The sequence below is a fragment of the Pseudarthrobacter sp. L1SW genome (assembly GCF_020809045.1).
Classification (GTDB): Bacteria; Actinomycetota; Actinomycetes; order Actinomycetales; family Micrococcaceae; genus Arthrobacter.
Genome location: NZ_CP078079.1, coordinates 1,236,038 through 1,255,581, shown reverse-complemented (window position 1 = coordinate 1,255,581; position 19,544 = coordinate 1,236,038). Strand labels below are relative to the sequence as shown.

Here is a 19,544-nt window from a genome sequence, read left to right as displayed (position 1 = left end):
GAACGGGAAAGATCTGTGAGTTCGATTGTCACCGGCGAGGCCGTGGTGCTGGAACTGCGGCCGGCCTCCTTTGCTGCCCGTGCCCTTGGCCTGCTCCTTGATGTTGCCTTCAACGCCATCCTGCTGGTGGCGATCCTGTTTGGTTTGGCGGCTGCCGGTGAGGACCTGGACCAGGCGGCCGCGCGCGCCCTGGCCCTGGTGGGCGTGGTCTTTTGCCTGGTGATTGTTCCGGTGGCTGTTGAAACGCTGAGCCGCGGCCTGTCACTGGGGAAGCTGGCCACCGGCCTCCGGGTGGTCCGGGAGGACGGCGGGGCCATCCGTTTCCGGCATGCGGTAATCCGCGGGCTGACCGGATTCCTGGAGATCTACCTGACCTTCGGCGGGATTGCGCTGACTGTTGCGCTCTTCAACGACAAGTCGCGCCGGCTCGGTGACCTGATGGCCGGAACCTACGCGGTCCGTACGCGCGTCCCGGTGGAGCAGCCGGTTCCGGTCTTCGTTCCGCCACGGCTGAAGGGGTGGGCTGCCGCTGCTGATATTGGAAGGATTCCCGATGCGGCCGCGCGCCGGGCCACGCAGTTCCTCCGGCAGGCCGGGAGGATGGCTCCCCTGTCCCGTTCGGAAATGGCCGCGTCCATCGCCACGGAACTGTCCGCCCACGTGGCTCCGCCCCCGCCGCCCGGGACCGGGCCGGACGACTACCTTGCCGCCGTCGTCGCTGAACGCCGCAACCGGGAGCTGACCCGGCTGGCGCAGTCGCGCCGGCGGAACACCGAGACGGGCGAGCGGCTGCAGCGGCTGCCATTCGGCAGCTGACCGCTAGTTGTCGTACTCACTCCACGGAATGTTCCAGTCTCCGAACCCGTCGTCGTGGGCGGCGTAGTCGCCCTCTGTGTTCACGATCTGCACTACATCCCCGGTGCCCATGTTGTCGAAGACCCAGGCAGCGCCGTCGGGAGCGAAACCGATGCAGCCGTGGGAGACGTTCGCGTTCCCAATGAAGGGGAACGCCGACGGCAGGGCCTGGTGGATGTAGGCGCCGCTGAGGGTGAGGCGGATGGTGTATTCCACGTCTACGTCGCCGTAGTAGGCCGGATCGTCGGGCTTCAGGCCGATGCTTGAGGCCCGGAAGTGGTCAAAGCGTTTCTTTTCCATCAGCACGCCGTAGCCACGGGCTGACGGGAAGCGCTTGTCCCCCATGCTCACTGGCAGGGTCTTGACCACCTGGTCGTTGACGCTCAGCGTGAAGGTGTGGGCGGCGGCGTCGGCAACCGCCACCTTCTTGTCGCCGATGGAGACGTTGACCTTCTTGTTGAAGTTGGCAATCTGGCCGTTGCCCAAGTCCACCCCGAAGAGCTTCATGTCCATGCTGATGGTGGAGTTGGCGGCCCAGAAGTTCTCTGGCCGGTACCGGACCATGGTGTCGCTGTACCAGTGGAACGCACCAACCTGGCCGGCACTGCTGGTGATGGCGATGGCCTTTTCCACGGCGTCGCGGTTGACCACGGGCTCGCTGAAGATGACCTGCAGCGGCTGCCCGACACCGACCTTCATGCCATCAAGCGGGTAGATGGCGGCGTCCGCCTCATGCGTGCTGGATACGGTGCTGAAGGACTGCGTTGTGCTTGTTTCGCGCCCTGCCCCGTCCTTGACGACGTACGTATAGCTGTAGTCGGTGTTGAATTTGAGCGGTCCGGACGCGGACCAGCCGGTGCCCTCGGCGTCGATGCGGCCCTCGACGATTTCACCCGAAGTACTGGTGAGGGTGACCCGCTCGATGGTGCCGTTGGTGACCTTCAGCGATACCGGGGCTGCCGGGTTCACCTGCTTCGCGCCGTCGGCCGGCGCGGCGACGGACTTGACGGGAGGAACAACGGGCGCGGCGATGCCCGGGGAGGTCCTGACGGCGGATCCGGCCTCGGATTCGATGGCACCGCGGGCAATGCCCGGCGCAACCGCCGCGAAAACGCCGCCCATGGCGGCGAGGACGCATACGGCCACCACGAGGAGGATTCTCTTGAGGGTTCCCGGACGGCGGGACTGGACTTCGGGCTCCATATGTTGATCCTAGGCGCAGAAAGTAACGGCCCGGGCGCGCTGGGCACCCGGGCGCTTTACTTCTTAGTAACGATAATGCTCGGGCTTGTAGGGGCCGGCGACGTCAATGTCCAGGTATTCGGCCTGGTCCTTGCTCAGCTCGGTCAGCTCAACACCCAGGGCATCCAGGTGCAGGCGGGCCACCTTTTCGTCCAGGACCTTGGGCAGCACGTAAACCTGGTTTTCGTATTCGCGTTCGCCCTCGGGCTGGTCCTTCTTGGTCCACAGCTCGATCTGCGCAATGGTCTGGTTGGCGAACGAGTTGCTCATGACGAAGGACGGGTGGCCGGTGGCGTTGCCCAGGTTCAGGAGCCTGCCTTCGGAAAGGACGATGATGGACCGGCTGGCCTCGCCTGTGGCAGGGTCCTCCTCGAAAACCCATTCGTGGACCTGCGGCTTGATTTCGACCTTCTTGATGCCGGGCACCTTCGCAAGCCCGGCCATGTCGATCTCGTTGTCGAAGTGGCCGATGTTGCCCACAATAGCCTTGTTCTTCATGCCCGCCATGTGCTCGGCCATGATGACGTCCTTGTTGCCCGTGGTGGTGATGAAGATGTCGCCCTGGGCAAGGACCGACTCCAGCTTGGCCACCTGGTAGCCATCCATCGCGGCCTGCAGCGCGCAGATGGGATCGATTTCGGTGACGATGACACGCGAACCCTGGCCGCGCAGCGCTTCCGCTGCGCCCTTGCCGACGTCGCCGTAGCCGCAGACGACGGCGACCTTGCCGCCCATGAGCACGTCCGTGGCTCGGTTGATGCCGTCCGGGAGGGAGTGGCGGATCCCGTACTTGTTGTCGAACTTGCTCTTGGTGACGGAGTCGTTGACATTGATGGCCGGGAACAGCAGTTTGCCCTGCTCGGCCAGCTGGTACAGGCGGTGGACGCCCGTGGTGGTTTCCTCGCTGACGCCCTTGATCGTGGCGGCAGTCCGGGTCCACTTCTTCGGGTCCGCTTCGAGGGAGCGGCGGAGGACCTCAAGGAAGATTCCGTATTCTTCGGAATCGGTGGGATCGGCGGACGGCACGTTGCCCACTGCCTCGAACTCCACACCCTTGTGGACGAGCATGGTGGCGTCGCCGCCGTCGTCCAGGATCATGTTGGGTCCCAGCTCAGGATTGGACTCGGCGCCCGGCCAGGTGAGGATCTGTTCGGCGGTCCACCAGTACTCCTCGAGGGTTTCGCCCTTCCAGGCGAACACCGGCACACCCTGGGGGTCCTCCACGGTGCCCTTGCCAACCACCACGGCGGCAGCGGCTTCGTCCTGGGTGGAGAAGATGTTGCAGGAAGCCCAGCGGACCTCCGCGCCCAGGGCGGTGAGGGTTTCAATCAACACGGCCGTCTGCACTGTCATGTGCAGCGATCCTGCAATCCGCGCGCCCTTCAGCGGCTGCGTGGGGCCAAACTCCTTGCGCAGCGACATGAGCCCGGGCATCTCGTGCTCGGCAAGGCGGATCTGGTGGCGGCCGGCTTCCGCCAGGGAAATGTCGGCAACTTTGTAGTCAAAAGTCATGGATGGTCCTTAATTCGTGCCGGAGGCTGGGTCATGTTGGTCGGATCCTGCCGCGGAGGCTGCTGCCAGCAACTCGGGGGGCAGGAGCAGCGGGATGCCGTCCTCGATGGGATAGCGGGGTTTGATCCCGGATTCCGCAGCGACGGCGGCAACCAGTTCCTCGCCTTCCTGCACCAGGGGCGAACCGGTCACGGGACAACGCAGGACGGACAGCAGTTCGGGACTGATCTTGGGCATTTCTTGGTGCTCCCTGGCGGGCGCGCTCGCGCCGGTAGCGGACTAATGTGCAGCTTCCAGCCTACCGTCACATGGCTGTCAGGAGGGTTCACGCAGGACGCGCAAGTGTCCCCTGCGGGTGCCTTCGGCGCCGGCCGGCGCTTCAAGGGCTGAATGGGGGCCGCGCTGCACCGGCGGCTGCTTCGCCTGGTTGGGCAGGGCAGCAGCATCCCGGACGGCATTGGCAAGGGCGAGCAGGTCGTCCGGGCCGGGCTGCTGGGGGGTGGACGGCATGGCCAGCCGCAGCACCTCCCAGCCCCGCGGGACGGTCAGGGAGCCGGCATGCTGCTCGCACAAATCGTAACAATGCGGCTCGGCGTAGGTGGCGAGCGGACCGAGGACTGCGGTGGAGTCTGCGTAGACGTACGTCAGGGTAGCCACCGCTGACTGGCGGCAGGCAGATCTTGAACACTGACGGATAGCTCCCACGACATCCCAGACTACTCCGTGCCACCACCAAAACAGCGCATTGCCGCCCCGGGCCGACGCGTGCCTGCCGTGTGGGGAATGTATCGCGTAAATGTTCCCCCGGGTTTACAGTCGATGTATGCAGTCATCGAACCAGAAATCAGGTTTTACGGTCCGGTTGGCTGACCCGGATGCCCGCAGGGATTCGGCCGCCGGCTCCTCGGGCAAAAGCTTCGCCATGCGCCGCCGCAACCGCCACGGGCGCGGCCTCCGCGGGGAAGTGGTGCTCCCAACCCATCCCGGCTACCGGACCCGCTCGGACCGCTTTGATGACATGGTGATGGATTCCGCCCAACGGCTTCACGACATCTGGGGCAAGACGCTGGATGGGGTCCGCTTCGGCGTCGATGAGATCCCACCGGACCTGGAGCAGCTGGCGGCCAACCCGTCGCCCGTGCCCATGGGCTCCTACACTCCCGCCGCCGGCGGGGAAGGACCCATGATTACGGTGTACCGGCGCGTGGTGGAACAGGCGAGCCCCGGCCCGGAAGAGCTCCAGGACCTGATCCACGACGTCGTGGTGGAGCACACCGCGGAAATGCTCGGAGTGGCTCCGGAGACACTGGACCCGGTTTACCGCCGCCGGTACTGATCCGGCCGCAGCAGCAGTCCGCCCAGCCTAGTGGCTGAGCGTCACGGGCACTGTTTCCTGGCCGGCGGCTGCGGCGAGGAACGCCAAGGTTGAGACGTCGTTCCTGCCGTCCTGCTGGACCAGCACCGCGCCGTAGGCGGCATCGCCGGAGGCGGAAACCACATAGCCCACCACATCAGCGTCCTCGACCTTGGCCGGCACAGCAATGGAAGACGTGGTTCCGCCCGCGATATCGGCGGAGGACGGGGCGCGGACTTTCCCGTCCGAGGTGATGGCGGAATAGGTGATCGTTGCCCTCGCGTCCAGGGCACCGAAGACCAGGATGCTGTTGCCGCCCTGGGGAACCGGAACCACATGCTGGCTGCCCAGCCGCACTCCGGACGCTGCCCAGGCTACGTCTGACGGCTGGTCCTCCTGGAGCCCGCGGGTGGTCCGCGCCGCGGCGACAAACGAGACATCCGAAGTCGCCGCCACCGTGTACTGCCCGGCGGGAACGCCCGCGAGCGAAACTTCCGTGACGGCGCCGGCCTTTGCCGTGATGACGCCGCCGGAGGGCAGCGCTTTTTGGCCGTCGCGGCCGTAGAGCTTGACCTCCACCACTGCGTCCGACGGGCCCGGAACCGTCAGCTGGAGCGCCGGACCGGCGTCCTCATATCCTGGCTTCCCGGTCAGCTGGGCCACCCCTGCGGGGTCCTGGATGTCCACGCCCGTCATCACCTGGCGCACCGCGGGAGCCGCTCCCGGCCCAATGAAGTCCACTCCCCCGGGGGTGAGTCCGCGCAGGACGCCCTGCTGGATCACGGCCGCGACAGGGCCGCCGGCGCTGCGGACATGGACGCTGAGCTGCGGCTCCCCTGGCGCCAGGCCGGCCAGGACCACGGATCGGGAGGTGCCCGGGGCGACCAGCAGGCCGCGGCTGCCGGGTGCCTGGATCTGCCCTTGGGCGCCGAAGAGTTCCAGGCTTACGGTTGCCGGCGTGGTGGAGGCATTCGTCAGCACCAGGACGGAGGCACGGCCCACGGTTGTGGTGGCCCCTGCAAGCCATTGGTCGTTGGAGGGCTGCTGGCAGTTGGATGCTGCGGTGCCCTGGAGGTCTCCGTCCGTGGCAGTGAACTTCATCGCCGCTGCGGCAGAGGCTTTCTGGTTTGCCAGGGCATCCGCGCTGAGTACGGTGGCCTGCGTTACCGGGCGCGCGGCCACCACTCCGGCGAGGAGTTCCTGGGCGGGGCCGGCAGGTCCGGCCTGGCCGGGTTCCTTTGAGATTTCGACGGCGGTTGTGCCGTCAAGCTGGGACAGCCGGCTGGCGGGCAGCACCCCCGCCGAGCCGAGGACAGCGCCCGTGACAGCGGTGGCGGCCGTAGCTGACACCGGGCTGAATTGGGGATCCGTTCCTGCCTCGGTGCCTTCCAGCAGCCGGGCCGGGCCCGGGCAGACACCCAGGCTTGTCCCGGCAGGGACAGCTACTGCCGGGGCGGCCACCGCGCGGCTGGAATCCGCCTGTGGCAGGAGCGATCCACCCGCCACCACGGCCCCTGCTGCGGCAAGGATCACTGCGGCCGAGGCGAAGCCCACCAGTGCCGCTTTGCGGCTTGGGGTTGAAACACGCTGGGGAGCCGGCTGGTCATTGTCCGAGGTGTGTTCGGCGCCAGTGGCGCCCTGCGCACGGCCGGCGGCTTCCGGAGCTTCAGCGGACGTGGTGTGCTCATGCATTCTGGTGTTCCTTACGCAGGGAGCCCTCGTCCCGTGAAAGGCCGGTCCGTGCCCTCCGGGCGGGCATCGGGATGGCGAGCAAGACCGTCAGGCCAATCACCGTGACCTGCGCAATGGCCGTCCACAGCGCCCAGGGGTTCTCATAGCGGATGGTCAGGTGCCCTCCGGAGGCGGGGAGCGTGAAGGCCTGGGCCCAGCCGGAGGTGGTTGCCGTGAGCCTGCGTCCGTCGATCCAGGCGCTCCAGCCCGGGTCCGCGCGTTCCGCCAGGACCACGAGGCGCCCTTCCGGGCCGGCGTCCACAGGAGCGTCGACATCGGTGTAGCCGGAGGGAATCAGTCCAATGGCAGCACCGCTTGCGTCCACGATCCGTACCCGGTGGGCAACATCCGCAGCTTGCAGTACCGGCTGGTTCAGCGGCGAGATCCGCCAGAGCCATCCCACGTCCGTCTGGCCCACGGCCACAAGTCCGGGTACGGCGTCCATCCTGCTGGCTGTCAGTTGCGCCGCGGTGTCCGCCGACCGGAGCACGAGGAACCCGACGCCCAGCTGTTCGAGGTCGTTCCGCGGGTCCACGCCCTGGCCGGCAACAAGGGTGGCCACCACGCGTCGGACTGCAGCGGCGACGTCATCGTCGTCGCGTACCGATTCTGCCCCCGGCGCGCCGATGATGTTCCGTGCGGACGCAATGGCCGAGAAACTGTCCAAGGTGGTGCCGGCGCCCCGCATCAAGGTTGCATCAAAAGTGCCGTTGTCCCGCGTACTGATCAGCAGGGTGCGGGTCTGCTCCGGACCGGTTCCCCGGTCGATGGCGGTGGCCGGGAGGGTCCGCGGGTTGGCGGGCTCCACCAGGCGGGGGGTTCCCAGCGCATCTGCGGCGTGGGCAACGCCGGTTTCCGTGGTGCCGGCGTCCGCCTGGGCCGTCCCGGCGGCACTGGCAGGACGAAGCAGGTTCTGCGCCGACCATGCCGCCATCCCGGCCAGGGGCCCGGCCAGCAGCAGGACCATGCTGACGGCAGCAATTGCCCGCAGGGCCGTCTTGTGCTTGGTGGTGCCGGCCACGGCCTTGTCGGTGATGGCCAGGAGTTGCTCGGCTCCCAGGATGCCTGCGGCCAGGAGTGCGAAGGCCGCGGCGGAGACGGCGGGGCCCGTGAAGGGGGTCACCAGGGTCTGCGCGTTCAGCCCGGTGGCCACGTGGCCGGCCAGCCAGCCGCAGGCCAGCGCAATGACGCCCGCCGCCCAGAAAGACCTGACTGTTTTGGCTCGGTGTCCCGGGAGCAGCAGCCCGGCAACGGCCAGGGCCAGTACCGGGACGGCCACAAGCAGTGCAAGCAGCAAGGCCGAGGGAAAAGCGCCGCCGGTGAAGTAGGGAAGGCCCGCCAGGCCGCCCAGCGGATCGAACTGCAACGGCTGGCCCAGCAGCTGCTGCCACAAAGGGGCGGCGTCAAAAGCCAGCGGGGGGCCAGGATCAGCCAGCAACGCCCTCGGCCTGTCGAGCACGGACACGCCGAAGGGAATGAACAGGGCTGCGGTGGGCAGCAGGGCCCACCAGACCGTGCGGCCGCGGCGGCCAAGCAGGAGGCCGCAGAGCACGATGACCGCGGCGGCCGGGACCAGGAGCGACGGTGCTGATGCAACAACAACCGCCAGCGCAAGGCCCGCGGCCGCGGCAGCCGTCCAGGAGGGCGTGCCGTTGATGCCTGGCCTGACCGGCGGCCTGTCGCCAAGGCGCCTGTCGGCAGGGGCAGGCAGGGTGAAACGGCCGTGCCCTACAGCCGAGCCGGTGGCGCGCAGCAGCGCAAGGACCAGTAAAGGAAGCATGATGTGGGCAACCAGGGCACCGGCCCGGCCCTGGTTAAGCGCCACCTGGAGGGCTGGGGCGGCAGCCCAAAAGACTGCCGCGGCCAGCCGCAGCCGGCGGCGGACCGTCAGCCCGCCCGCAGCGAACCATGCCGTCAGCCCGGACAGCGGAGTTGCGAGCAGCAGGAGCCAGGCGATGGCAGGGTTGGCGTCGCCTCCGCCGAGTACGCCCAGGATCCACAGGACGTATCCAAACGGGTCTCCGCGCCCGGGCAACCCTGCGCCGAGCGTGATCCACCAGCTTGAGGCGTGGTGCCACAGATCCCCGAGGTTGCGGGAAACGGGAATGAGGGCGCCGCCGGAGACGGCGTCGGCGCGGAAAAGTCCCGTAAGGGCAAGCAGGGATGCAACGGAGGCGATGATGACAGTGGCCAGGGCTCCGTTGCCCACCCAGCCGCGTTTTGAGGTGGCTAGTGCCGCGAAGTCGTCCGACGCGTCCCCCGTGGGCTGGTGGGCCAGCGGATCCTGTTCAAGCTCGTCGGTGGGTGAATTGTCCGAGCCGAGCGCTTCCATCAGCGACCGGCGGTGGCTCCAGACTTCGCGCCTGGGGGTTTGGAGCTTGCGGATCACGGACCGGCGGATCCGGCGTGTCCGGCGGGCGCTCCGGCGGGCCTTGGCCACTGCGCGGGGCCTGCCGAGGGCGGCGCAGGTGGCAACCAGCTGGGACAATCCGTGGCCGGGATCCTTTACCAGGATGCTGAGCACCAGCTTGAACAGGCTGCCCAGGAGTGCCCCGGCACCGTGGACGGGGACCATCCACAGCGGTGAGTGCTTCAGGCGCAGATGGACCTGGGCTTTCCGGGCGGCCGCGGCGTTGCCCAGTGCCTGCGGCCGGTGTGCAACATGGAACATCCTGGCCGAGGGCACCACCACAACACGGTGCCCTGCCAGCCGGTTGCGCCAGCAGAAGTCGACGTCGTCGCCGCTGCCGGGAAGGGCAGGATCAAACCCGCCCAGCTGTTCCCAGATGTCGCGGCGGATCAGCATGCCGGCTGAGTTCACGGCAAAGGTGTCGCTGCGTCCGTCGTACTGCCCCTGGTCCAGTTCGTCAGCGTCGATCAGGGTGAGCCTCTCGGCCCACCGGCTGGTGGAAAGCCCGACGTCGATCAGCTTGCGTCCGGCGTCCCAGTCCAGCTGCTTGCAGCCGGCAACGGTGACCGAGGGCGCGCGTTCGACGGCGCTGAGCAGCTCGGCGAGTGCTTGCGGGGCGGGCGCTGCATCGTCATGGAGCAGCCAGATCCATTCAGCTTTGCCGCCAGCGGTGCCTCCGCGCCACGGCGCCAGTTCGGCCAGGCCGGCCAGCACCGCGGCCCCCATGCCGCCTTTTCCCCGCTGCTGGCTGACCACGTGGGCCGCGCCCAGGGCCCGCTGGAGGAGGGCCTTGGAGTCGTCCCGGGAGCCGGTGTCGACGCCAATGGCGTAGTCCACGGGCCGGGTCTGCTCCGCCAGGGCTGAGAGGGTTCTGGGCAGGTAGGCACTGCCGTTGTGGGCAACCACAACGGCAGTGACATGGACATCCTGGTGAATTAGATTGCTCGCTTCCTAAGCCGCCGGCGCTCGCGCTCGGAAAGGCCTCCCCAGATGCCAAACCGCTCGTCGTTTGCCAAGGCGTACTCCAGGCACTGCGAACGCACGTTGCAGGCCCCGCACACCTTTTTCGCGTCGCGGGTGGAGCCGCCCTTTTCGGGGAAGAATGCCTCGGGGTCAGTCTGGGCGCACAGGGCGTCTGTTTGCCAGCCCAGCTCGCCTTCGTCGTCGAAGTCCTGCTGGAAGGGCAGCCCGATCCATACTGGCTGGGTGGAGCCTGCCGCGGCAAGCTCCATGGGAGGGTCGAGTTCATCCTCCGGCTCGGCGCCGCCGTCCAGCAGGGCCTCATGCGCGGCGAGGAAGGCAGTGGCCTGGTCTTCCAGGACGCCCCCCGCGTTCCTGTTGTACCGCTCGGCGGCATGGGGATCGGCCGGGTCGACGTACCAGTCGCTCGGCACCCCCCGGGCGCGGTATCTTGCCGTAGCCTGGCCGGCCACGACGGCATCTTCCTGGATACGCTCTGCTTGCCCCATGGCGACCCTCCTGATGTTGCAGCCCCTGCCTGGATACGTGGCACTCGGTTGTGTGCCGGCATTTACGCAGTTGCCTTTAGTTATCTAATTACACGTGTGTAACTTGGGCGAGTCAAGCCGCTGCCGGATAATAATCACTGTGGATGATGAACAAGGCGTACGCCACGCCCGCTAATTTATTACGGGCGCGCAGCGCTCCCCTCCCGAACCGCGGACCAGGGGTCCCGAACCCCGGGATTTCCGCCAATTGCGGGCAAAGTACCCGGAGCGGCAGGAAATAGCAAGCAGGCTGAGTATCTAATGTGAGATATGTCACGTCCAGGTTTTTGCCGCAAGGTGGTGCGTTGGGCTGCGGAGCCGGGGAACCGTGTCCAAGGACCGTCCCCGGTGGCAGGATGTAGCCATGACCAATCCGGCAGCTGACCTCATGGCAACCCTTCGTTCAGGCAACTCCACCGCCCCGCGCCTCACTTGGTACGGCCCCGGCGATGAACGGGTTGAGTTATCCGGCAGGGTGCTGGACAACTGGGTTGCCAAGACCAGCAACCTGCTCCAGGACGAACTGGACGCCGCTCCCGGCATGCGCCTTCGCCTGGAACTGCCGGCGCACTGGAAATCCATGGTCTGGGCACTTGCCGCGTGGCAGCTCGGGCTGCAGACCGTGCTTGACGGCAGCACGGCGGATTACCTCGTCACCGCTGATCCGGAAACAGTTGAAGGGAAGTACGACGCCGTCGTCGCCGTTGCGCTGCCGGCACTGGCCATGCGCTGGCCGGGTGAGCTGGGCGCCGGGTACATCGATTATGCAGCGGACGTCCGCTCTCACGGGGACGTGTTCATGGCCCACGCCGAAGCTGATCCTTCAGGTTGCGCGATTGTGGCCAGCGACGGCCGGCGCCACCTTCACCAGGACCTGCTCGACGGCTTCGCGGTGCCCCATGACGAGGGCGTGCGGCTGCACATTCCTGCCGGGAACGGCCTTGAGGCAGCCCTGGCCAACGCCCTCGGCGCCTGGCGGCGCGATGGCTCGGTGGTGGTCACCCATCCGGACGTACAGCTGACGGAAAAACTGCTCACAGCAGAACGCATCCACGGCAGCTGACCCAGCTGCCGGCCAGGCCGGTACGGCTAGGCCTTGCCCTGGCCTTCGGCCGAGGTTTCCCGTTCGGCCGAGGCGTCCCGCTCGCCGGCGACGGCGTGCTCTTTGTGGTGGTGGTGCAGCTCGATGAGCTCGTGGTCGTGGGAGAACTCCGGCTCCTGGTCCAGTTCCTGGTTGAACACCAGGAACCGGTAGGCGAAGAAACGGACAACAGTGGCCACCAGGATGCCCACCACTCCCGCGAAGAACAGCATGTTCTTGTCCGTCACGCCCATCCCGTACTTGGCGAGGGCGGTGAAGCCGGTGGAGATGCCGATGCCGATGCCGTTGATGAGGACGAACATCAGGAATTCCCGGAGCACATTGGCCTGCCGCCGGTGCCGGAAGGTCCAGAGCCGGTTGGCGATCCAGGAGAAGACCGTGGCCACCGAGGCACCGACAAACCGGGCCTTCGCCTCGCTGTCGGTCATGGGCCCGTGCATAAGGTAGTAGGTGAGGCCGTTGTCGATGACGAACGCAACACCGCCCACAGCTCCGAATTTGGCTACTTCACGCCAAAAAAGGGACGCGAGTCCCCGGGTACGGTCTGCAAGTGCGGTAAACATGGCCCTCCATGGCTGTCTGAAATGTGGGCCATCGGGCCAGACGCCCATTTTAGCCCCCAAACCTGCGTGGCAGCCTCCCTAACCTGCGCCGGGGGCTGGCGGCGGCCGAAACACTCTTACCCGCCGGGGACAGGAACGTGGGATACCGGGCTGTCTTCGGTAGGCTGGCCAATGTGACTTTTCCAGTAATAGGCGTGGTGGGCGGCGGCCAGCTTGCCCGCATGATGGCCCCGGCCGCTACCGCACTCGGCTTTGAACTCCGCGTCCTGGCCGAAGGTGATGATGTCTCCGCTGTTTCGGCAGTGCCCTCCTCGCCCGTGGGTGACTACAAGGACCTGCAGACACTCCTGGACTTCGCTGAAGGCCTGGACGTCATGACCTTTGACCATGAGCACGTCCCAACAGCCCACCTTCGTGCCCTGCAGGACGCCGGCGTCAACATCCAGCCCGGACCCGATGCGCTCGTCAATGCCCAGGACAAGCTGGTGATGCGTGCAGCCATCGACAGGCTGGAACTTCCCAACCCCGCCTGGGCCTCCGTGGAGGATGTCGCCGAACTGGTCGGCTTCGGGGAGCGGACCGGCTGGCCGGTTGTCCTGAAGATGCCGCGGGGCGGGTACGACGGCAAGGGCGTCCGCATTGTTGGCTCAGCGGAGGAGGCTGCGGACACAGGGGAATGGTTTGATGCGATGAGTCCCCTCCTCGCCGAGGCAAAGGTCGAGTTTACGCGTGAGCTGTCTGCGTTGGTTGCACGGACGCCGGACGGCGAAGCCCGGGCCTGGCCAGTGGTGCACACCATCCAGGTGGACGGCGTCTGTGACGAGGTCATAGCGCCCGCCCTGGACATCCCCGTGGAGGTTGCCGCGGCAGCGGAAGACGCCGCCCTGCGCATTGCCGGCGAGCTGGGGGTGACCGGCGTGTTGGCCGTCGAGCTCTTCGAGACTCCCGGCACGGGGGCGGGGTTCCTGATCAACGAGCTCGCCATGCGCCCCCACAACACCGGGCACTGGACGCAGGACGGCTCCGTGACAAGCCAGTTCGAGCAGCACCTCCGCGCGGTCCTCAACCTTCCCCTGGGCGCAACCGACATCCTCGCGCCGGTGGTGGTGATGAAGAACTTCCTGGGCGGTGAGAACCAGGACCTGTTTTCGGCCTATCCGCTGGCGCTTGCCAGCGAACCTGCCGCGAAGGTGCACTGCTACGGCAAGTCCGTCCGGCCTGGCCGGAAGATCGGCCACGTGAACCTGGTGGGTTCATCAACCGCTGACGTTGAGTCTGTCCGCCGCCGTGCCACCATGGTGGCCAGCATCATCCGCGATGGGCGGGTAGCGGCGGAGGAAACGCCCAGCACTTTCGAGGAGAACGCATGAGCGCCCAAGCCACCCCAGCCACCGCTTCGGAGACAGCGCCCCTGGTGGGCCTGGTCATGGGGTCCGACTCGGACTGGCCTGTCATGGAAGCCGCTGCCGACGCGCTGGCGGAGTTCGGCATTCCGTTCGAGGCCGACGTCGTGTCCGCCCACCGGATGCCGACGGAAATGATCCGCTACGGGCAGACTGCCCATGAGCGGGGTTTGCGGGTCATCATCGCCGGCGCCGGCGGTGCGGCCCACCTGCCGGGCATGCTGGCCAGCGTTACCCCGCTCCCGGTCATCGGCGTGCCCGTTCCCCTGAAAACCCTGGACGGCATGGATTCATTGCTGTCCATCGTCCAGATGCCGGCCGGGGTTCCAGTGGCCACCGTTTCCATCGCCGGGGCACGCAACGCCGGACTCCTGGCCGTGCGGATGCTGGCAGCCGGCACGGACGAGCTTGCGGCGTCGCTTCGAGCAGACCTGCTTGACTTCGCCGCGGACCTCAACGCCGTCGCTACCCGCAAGGGCGCGAACCTGCGGCAAAAGGTCAGCGAGGTCTTCGCTGAAGGCAACGGCGCCCTGCGGGGCAGCCGCTAGGCGGCGCGTATGTCCAGCAGCAAGCTGCAGCAGTCTGCTCCCGGCGCAATGACGGACCCCGTCCGGTACCCGGTCAGCGCTTCCCCGCCCGTCCGCACCAAGCGGGCTTTTGTGCTTATCCTCCTGACCCTCCTGGTCCCGGGCAGCGCCCAAATCGTGGCCGGCGACCGCAAGCTGGGCCGCGCCGCACTGACCGTGACGCTCTGTGTCTGGGCGGTGCTGGCCCTCACCGTGCTCCTGCTGCTGCTCAACCGGACCCTGCTGGTCAACATCATTGCCAACCCCTTCGCTTCCCTGGCGATCGTGATCCTGCTGGTTGCCCTGGCCATCGGCTGGGCAGCGCTGTTCATCAACACCCTGCGGCTGATCCGGCCCGTACTGCTGGCACCATCGGTCCGGCCCGCCGTCGTCGTTGCCCTGGTCCTGGCGATGGTGCTGGGCAGCGGCTCGCTCGGCTATGCGGCGTACCTGCTCAACGTCAGCCGCAATGCCATCGGCAGCATTTTCTCGTCCGGACCCGCGATCGATCCTGTGGACGGGCGCTACAACTTCCTGATGATGGGCGGTGACGCCGGTGAAGACCGCACCGGACGGCGCCCGGACAGCCTGTCCGTGCTGAGCGTGGACGCAGAAACCGGGCAGACTGCCATCATTTCCGTCCCGCGCAACCTGCAGAACGCACAGTTCAGCGAGGACTCGCCCATGCGGTCCATCTACCCTGACGGCTACGACTGCGGCGACGAGTGCCTGATCAACGCGATCAACACGGAAGTCACCAATGAGCACGCGGACCTCTACCCCGGAGTGGCCGATCCCGGCGCGCAGGCCACCATGGAGGCGGTTTCCGGAACCCTCGGCATGGAAATCCAGGCCTATGTCCTGGTGGACATGCAGGGATTCTCGTCGCTCATCGACGCCATGGGCGGGATCAGGATCAAGGCCGGCGGCTGGGTACCCATGAGCGGTTATTTCGACGATTTCAGCCAGACCCACGGCATGCCGCTCGGCTGGATCCCGGCAGGCGAGCAGACGCTCGACGGCAACCAGGCGCTGTGGTACGGCCGGTCCCGCGAGTACGTGGATGACTACTCCCGGATCCAGCGCCAGCAGTGCGTGCAGCAGGCCATGCTGAAGCAGCTGGATCCCACCACGCTGCTGGCCAAGTTCGAGGACATCGCCAACGCGGGGACCAAGGTGGTGGAATCGAACATCTCCTCCGCGCAGCTGGGCAGCTTCGTGGACCTTGCCATCAAGGCGAGGGGCCACGACGTCAAGCGGCTGACCATCGGACCGCCCGACTTCGACGCCTCCTTCTCCACGGTTCCGGACTTCGACCAGATCCATCAGCGCGTGGACCAGCTGCTGGCATCGGCCTCCGCCCGGGGCGCCCAGTCAGCAGGAACTCCCGACGACGCCATCGCCGTCCCGAAGGCGGGTGCCGGGCGCATCCAGGCCGCCGGGGCCTCCCCCGCCGCCCTGCTGGCCGGCAGCAGTACAGCGCCGCAGCCCTCGCCGTCGGACTTCACGCCGGTGACCACAACGCCCGACGGTGAGCCGATCACCGCAGAGCTGCTGAACCAGCTCAAGCGCAATGGCGATGAAGAGGCCATCCGCCAGCTGGTGGCCACCAACGGCCAGTGCGCCCCGCTCTAGCAACCCACGAAGGAACGGAACGGTTTTTGTACCAGATTCACAACGTCCTGCGGGACTACGCCTGGGGTTCGACGACGGCCATCGCCGCCTTGCTGGGGCGCCCGGAGTCCGGCGGCCCCGAAGCTGAACTATGGATCGGCGCGCACCCCGATTCGCCCTCGGTCGCCAGCGTCCCTGAGGACGGCTCGGCGACCACGGCCCTGGACGCCCTGATCGCGCGCGATCCGGAACATTTCCTGGGGGCGGACTCCGTTGCCCGCTTCGGTCCGCGGCTGCCGTTCCTGGCCAAGATCCTGGCTGCAGCCCAGCCGCTGTCCCTGCAGGTCCATCCGAGCCTTGAACAGGCGAGGGCGGGCTTTGCGCGGGAAAACGCCCAGGGCCTCGCCCCGGACGCTGCCAACCGGAACTACCGGGACGACAACCACAAGCCGGAGATGATTCTCGCCCTGACGCCGTTTGAGGCACTGTGCGGTTTCCGTCCGGCAGCCCGGACGGTGGAGATCCTGCACCACGTGGCCGCCGCCTTCGGCTCGGTGGAGGGCGAGGCGCCCGCGCTGGTCAATGCCCTGCTTGCGGACCTCCAGTCAGGCGACGAGGGCGCGGGCCTGCGCAAGGCCTTCGAGCGCCTGATCAGCGGCGGCCAGTCCGTGGCTGATGATACGGCGCTGGTGGTGGCGGCGCTCCTCTCCGGGGCGCCCCTTGCCCCGTATGAGGCCGAGCTCAATACGGTGATCAGCCTGAATGAAAAGTACCCCGGCGATCCCGGGGTCCTGATCTCCCTGCTGCTGAACCGCATCTCGCTGGCACCGGGTGAGGCGGTCTACCTGCCAGCCGGCAACGTCCACGCGTACCTGCACGGCCTGGGCGTTGAGGTGATGGCATCCTCGGACAACGTCCTGCGCGGTGGCCTCACGCCCAAGTTCGTGGATGTGCCCGAACTCCTGCGGACCGTTGACTTCCAGCCCGTCGCCGTGCCCATGCTCGCTGCCGAAAGGACAGTCCTGGACCAGGAGCTGTTCCGCCCGCCGTTCGAGGAATTCCAGCTGCAGCGCATCGTGCTCCCACCCGACGCGGGACCCGTTCCGCTGGCACAGTCCGGCGCGGCAGTGGTGATAGTCGTGGCCGGGGACATTTACCTGGATTCGCCCAAGGGCGACCTGCAGCTCTCCCGCGGCGGCAGCGCCTTCCTGGCCGCCGCCGAGGCTCCGGTCAACGTCCACCCGGTGGCCGGGAGCACTGAGCCTGCGCTTGCTTTCGCCGTGACCACGGGCCTTTCGCCGTCCTCCGCCCGCAGCTAGCGGCTCCGCCAGCAACAGTAAAGGGCGACGGCGGCACCCCACTCGGGTGACGCCGTCGCCCTTTATCTTGGCTGGCTGCGCGTTGCGACCGGCTGCGTTAGCTGCCCGGGCGCAGCTTCCGGAGCATGGGGCGGGCCTTGCCGGCAGCAGCCTTCAGCAGCCGCCGGCCGGTCTGCAGCCCGCGGCGCGCCAGCGGCATGGCCTGGGCATAGGCGGGGTAGAACGGCGAGAGCGGCTTCTCCCAGGTGCCCAGGAGCATGTTCTCGTGCTTGGCGAACTGCTTCTTGAAGTCCGAGATGCCGTCGTTGAGCAGGCCGTTAAAGTCGTAGCGGGAGCAGCCGTCCTCCCGCATTGCCTGCAGCGCCGCCCACTTCACGCCGTAGTTGACCCGCTGCTTCTGCCCCTCGGCGGAAACGCCGCCGTAGAGCTCGAAGGCGGTGGAGGCGCTCCTGGCGAGCCAGACGAACGCCAGCAGCTGCTCGCCGTCGAACGCCCCGATGATTGGCGAGCCGTCCCCCATGTTCCTGAAGATGTCCCGGTAGTACTGGTCCTCGTGGATCCCGAATCCGGCACGCTCCGCCGTCTCGTGGTAGATCGCCAGCACCTGCTCAAGCTCCGCGTCGTTCTTCACCTTGCGGAACTCCACGTCGCTGCGCATGGCCTTGCGGATGTTGGCGCGGGTGGACTTGGACATGTCCGCCATGAGTTCGTCATCAGTCCGGGTGAGGTCAAGGATCAGGGTCCGCGGGATCAGCACCGTATTGCTGGAGGGCCGGAAGCCTGCGGCCGCCACAGCACCGGCGAAGACGGAATCCTGGTCCCAGTCAGGTTCGATGCTCAGGGCCACTCCGCGGTGGCGGGCGGCGGCATGCCCGGCCAGGCTGTTGAGGACCGCTTGGGCATTCTCCGGCGCACACATGGGGCCACGGGGAATGTACACCAGCGCACGGAACGGAAGGGGCAGGCGCCGGACCAGCAGCTGTGCGCAGCCAATGGTGTTTCCGCCGTCATTGATGAGCACCCGGTCCACGGACCAGCCGTGCATTGCCTTGGTCTCGCCCCACCCCCAGAGCTGTTGCGGATGTCCCTGGAACCGGTCAACGTGGTCATCCCAGAGGGCGCGGTCAGTACAGGGCACAACAGCAGGAATCATGGCTTCAACCCTATACCAACGCCTTAACGGGAGAGCCCGGAGTGCGCTGTGCACTCCGGGCTCTCCGGGCGGGGCCGGGCTGGACGTCAGCTCTTGCGGGCGTACCCTTCCCACTTGTCGGCGCGGTGCTCGCCGTCCACGAAACGGATGGTGCCGGACTTGGAACGCATCACGATGGACTGCGTGAGGACCCTGTCCTTGGAGTACCGCACGCCCTTGAGCAGGTCGCCGTCGGTGATGCCGGTGGCCGCGAAGTAGCAGTTGTCGCTGGAGACGAGGTCGTTGGTGGACAGGACCCGATCAAGGTCGTGGCCGGCGTCGATGGCCTTCTGCTTCTCTTCGTCGCTGGTGGGCCAGAGCCGGCCCTGGATCACGCCGCCGAGGGACTTGATGGCGCAGGCCGCAACGATGCCTTCGGGGGTGCCGCCAATGCCCATCAGCGCGTCAACGCCGGTGCCGGACCGGGCAGCGGCGATGGCGCCTGCAACGTCGCCGTCCATGATGAACTTCGTGCGCGCGCCTGCCTCGCGGATTTCCTCCACCAGCGGCTTGTGGCGGTCGCGGTCAAGGATCATGACGTTGAGCTGGTTGACCTTGACGCCCTTGGCCTTGGCGATCAGGTGCAGGTTCTGCTTGACCGGGAGGCGGAGGTCCACCATGTCCGCGGCTTCCGGCCCGGTGACCAGCTTCTCCATGTAGAACACGGCGGAGGGGTCGAACATGGAACCTCGCTCGGCGACGGCAAGGACGGCCAGGGCGTTGTTGATGCCCAGCGCGGTCAGCCTGGTGCCGTCGATGGGGTCAACGGCGACGTCGCATTCGGGGCCGGTACCGTCGCCAACGCGTTCGCCGTTGAACAGCATGGGGGCTTCGTCTTTTTCGCCTTCGCCGATGACCACAACGCCATTGAAGTGGACGGTCTGCAGGAAGGAGCGCATGGCGTCGACGGCGGCGCCGTCGGCCTTGTTCTTGTCTCCGAAGCCAACCCAGTGGCCGCCGGCAATGGCAGCGGCTTCGGTCACGCGGACAAGCTCGAGGGCAAGGTTGCGGTCCGGCTCATCGTTGCCCACTGCAAGGGACGGGGAGAGCGTGGAGTACTTCTGGGTCATGGACGCTGGTGACACGTGAACCTCTTCTTCGAGTGGCGATCATTGAACCCACCCAGCCGGTGCAGCAGGGCGGTGATTCCTCTGATACCGATCATAGTCGCGG

At 67.1% G+C, this 19,544-nt stretch carries 17 protein-coding genes; 7 read left to right on the top strand and 10 right to left on the bottom strand.

The window, feature by feature from the left end; genetic code table 11:
* Nucleotides 1-15 precede the first annotated feature (15 nt).
* A complete protein-coding gene (locus KTR40_RS05870) occupies nt 16-816 on the top strand; it encodes an RDD family protein (RefSeq protein WP_139028536.1) in 801 nt (266 codons plus the stop codon).
* 3 nt (nt 817-819) lie between these two features.
* Here KTR40_RS05870 and KTR40_RS05865 read toward each other — a convergent pair whose 3' ends face one another.
* The 4 genes from KTR40_RS05865 to KTR40_RS05850 all read right to left on the bottom strand — a co-directional run bounded on the left by KTR40_RS05865 (nt 820) and on the right by KTR40_RS05850 (nt 4,314).
* Nucleotides 820-2,058, bottom strand: a complete 1,239-nt coding sequence (locus KTR40_RS05865; RefSeq protein WP_228405582.1) for an Ig-like domain-containing protein — start codon at nt 2,056-2,058, stop codon at nt 820-822.
* Nucleotides 2,059-2,121: 63 nt separating this feature from the next.
* Complete coding sequence (ahcY, locus tag KTR40_RS05860; protein ID WP_228405581.1) at nt 2,122-3,609, bottom strand: adenosylhomocysteinase; 1,488 nt, start codon at nt 3,607-3,609, stop codon at nt 2,122-2,124.
* Nucleotides 3,610-3,618: 9 nt separating this feature from the next.
* Nucleotides 3,619-3,846 (bottom strand): Trm112 family protein, encoded by a 228-nt coding sequence (locus KTR40_RS05855; RefSeq protein ID WP_139028533.1) that lies wholly within the window; start codon nt 3,844-3,846, stop codon nt 3,619-3,621.
* A 78-nt stretch (nt 3,847-3,924) separates the two neighbouring features.
* The gene (locus KTR40_RS05850; RefSeq protein ID WP_139028532.1) at nt 3,925-4,314 is read right to left on the bottom strand and encodes a DUF3499 domain-containing protein; all 390 of its coding nucleotides are present in this window, start codon (nt 4,312-4,314) and stop codon (nt 3,925-3,927) included.
* Nucleotides 4,315-4,432: 118 nt separating this feature from the next.
* Between KTR40_RS05850 and KTR40_RS05845 the strand changes: the two genes are divergently transcribed.
* Nucleotides 4,433-4,945, top strand: a complete 513-nt coding sequence (locus tag KTR40_RS05845) for a metallopeptidase family protein (protein ID WP_228405580.1) — start codon at nt 4,433-4,435, stop codon at nt 4,943-4,945.
* Between the two features lie 27 nt (nt 4,946-4,972).
* Here KTR40_RS05845 and KTR40_RS05840 read toward each other — a convergent pair whose 3' ends face one another.
* From KTR40_RS05840 to KTR40_RS19000, 3 genes are read right to left on the bottom strand one after another with little or no spacing between them, the layout of a single operon-like run.
* The gene (locus tag KTR40_RS05840; RefSeq protein WP_228405579.1) at nt 4,973-6,655 is read right to left on the bottom strand and encodes a DUF5719 family protein; all 1,683 of its coding nucleotides are present in this window, start codon (nt 6,653-6,655) and stop codon (nt 4,973-4,975) included.
* Entirely contained in the window at nt 6,648-10,010 is a 3,363-nt protein-coding gene (locus tag KTR40_RS05835) for a glycosyltransferase family 2 protein (protein ID WP_228405578.1), read from the bottom strand. The genes KTR40_RS05840 and KTR40_RS05835 overlap by 8 nt, the downstream gene beginning before the upstream one ends.
* A gap of 29 nt (nt 10,011-10,039) precedes the next feature.
* Nucleotides 10,040-10,573, bottom strand: coding sequence for a WhiB family transcriptional regulator (locus tag KTR40_RS19000; RefSeq protein WP_139028528.1), 534 nt, complete (start codon nt 10,571-10,573; stop codon nt 10,040-10,042).
* Nucleotides 10,574-10,976: 403 nt separating this feature from the next.
* Between KTR40_RS19000 and KTR40_RS05825 the strand changes: the two genes are divergently transcribed.
* Nucleotides 10,977-11,675, top strand: coding sequence for a TIGR03089 family protein (locus tag KTR40_RS05825; RefSeq protein ID WP_139028527.1), 699 nt, complete (start codon nt 10,977-10,979; stop codon nt 11,673-11,675).
* A 26-nt stretch (nt 11,676-11,701) separates the two neighbouring features.
* Here KTR40_RS05825 and KTR40_RS05820 read toward each other — a convergent pair whose 3' ends face one another.
* Nucleotides 11,702-12,277: a GtrA family protein gene (locus KTR40_RS05820; protein ID WP_228405577.1), complete on the bottom strand. Its 576-nt coding sequence runs from the start codon at nt 12,275-12,277 to the stop codon at nt 11,702-11,704.
* 221 nt (nt 12,278-12,498) lie between these two features.
* Between KTR40_RS05820 and KTR40_RS05815 the strand changes: the two genes are divergently transcribed.
* Genes KTR40_RS05815 through manA form a run of 4 tightly spaced genes read left to right on the top strand, consistent with a single transcriptional unit; the run spans nt 12,499 to nt 17,179 of the window.
* Nucleotides 12,499-13,647: a 5-(carboxyamino)imidazole ribonucleotide synthase gene (locus KTR40_RS05815; RefSeq protein WP_255708868.1), complete on the top strand. Its 1,149-nt coding sequence runs from the start codon at nt 12,499-12,501 to the stop codon at nt 13,645-13,647.
* On the top strand, nt 13,644-14,228 hold the full coding sequence (purE, locus tag KTR40_RS05810; protein ID WP_139028524.1) for a 5-(carboxyamino)imidazole ribonucleotide mutase: 585 nt from the start codon (nt 13,644-13,646) through the stop codon (nt 14,226-14,228). The genes KTR40_RS05815 and purE overlap by 4 nt, the downstream gene beginning before the upstream one ends.
* A gap of 9 nt (nt 14,229-14,237) precedes the next feature.
* Nucleotides 14,238-15,881 carry an LCP family protein gene (locus tag KTR40_RS05805; protein WP_228405575.1) on the top strand — a complete coding sequence of 548 codons (1,644 nt, stop codon included), beginning with the start codon at nt 14,238-14,240 and terminating at the stop codon, nt 15,879-15,881.
* Nucleotides 15,882-15,907: 26 nt separating this feature from the next.
* Complete coding sequence (manA, locus tag KTR40_RS05800) at nt 15,908-17,179, top strand: mannose-6-phosphate isomerase, class I (RefSeq protein ID WP_228405574.1); 1,272 nt, start codon at nt 15,908-15,910, stop codon at nt 17,177-17,179.
* 97 nt (nt 17,180-17,276) lie between these two features.
* On the opposite strand, the gene KTR40_RS05795 is transcribed toward manA, so the two are convergent.
* Entirely contained in the window at nt 17,277-18,332 is a 1,056-nt protein-coding gene (locus KTR40_RS05795) for a peptidoglycan bridge formation glycyltransferase FemA/FemB family protein (protein ID WP_228405573.1), read from the bottom strand.
* Between the two features lie 86 nt (nt 18,333-18,418).
* Nucleotides 18,419-19,441, bottom strand: a complete 1,023-nt coding sequence (glpX, locus tag KTR40_RS05790) for a class II fructose-bisphosphatase (RefSeq protein ID WP_171058962.1) — start codon at nt 19,439-19,441, stop codon at nt 18,419-18,421.
* Nucleotides 19,442-19,544 lie beyond the last annotated feature (103 nt).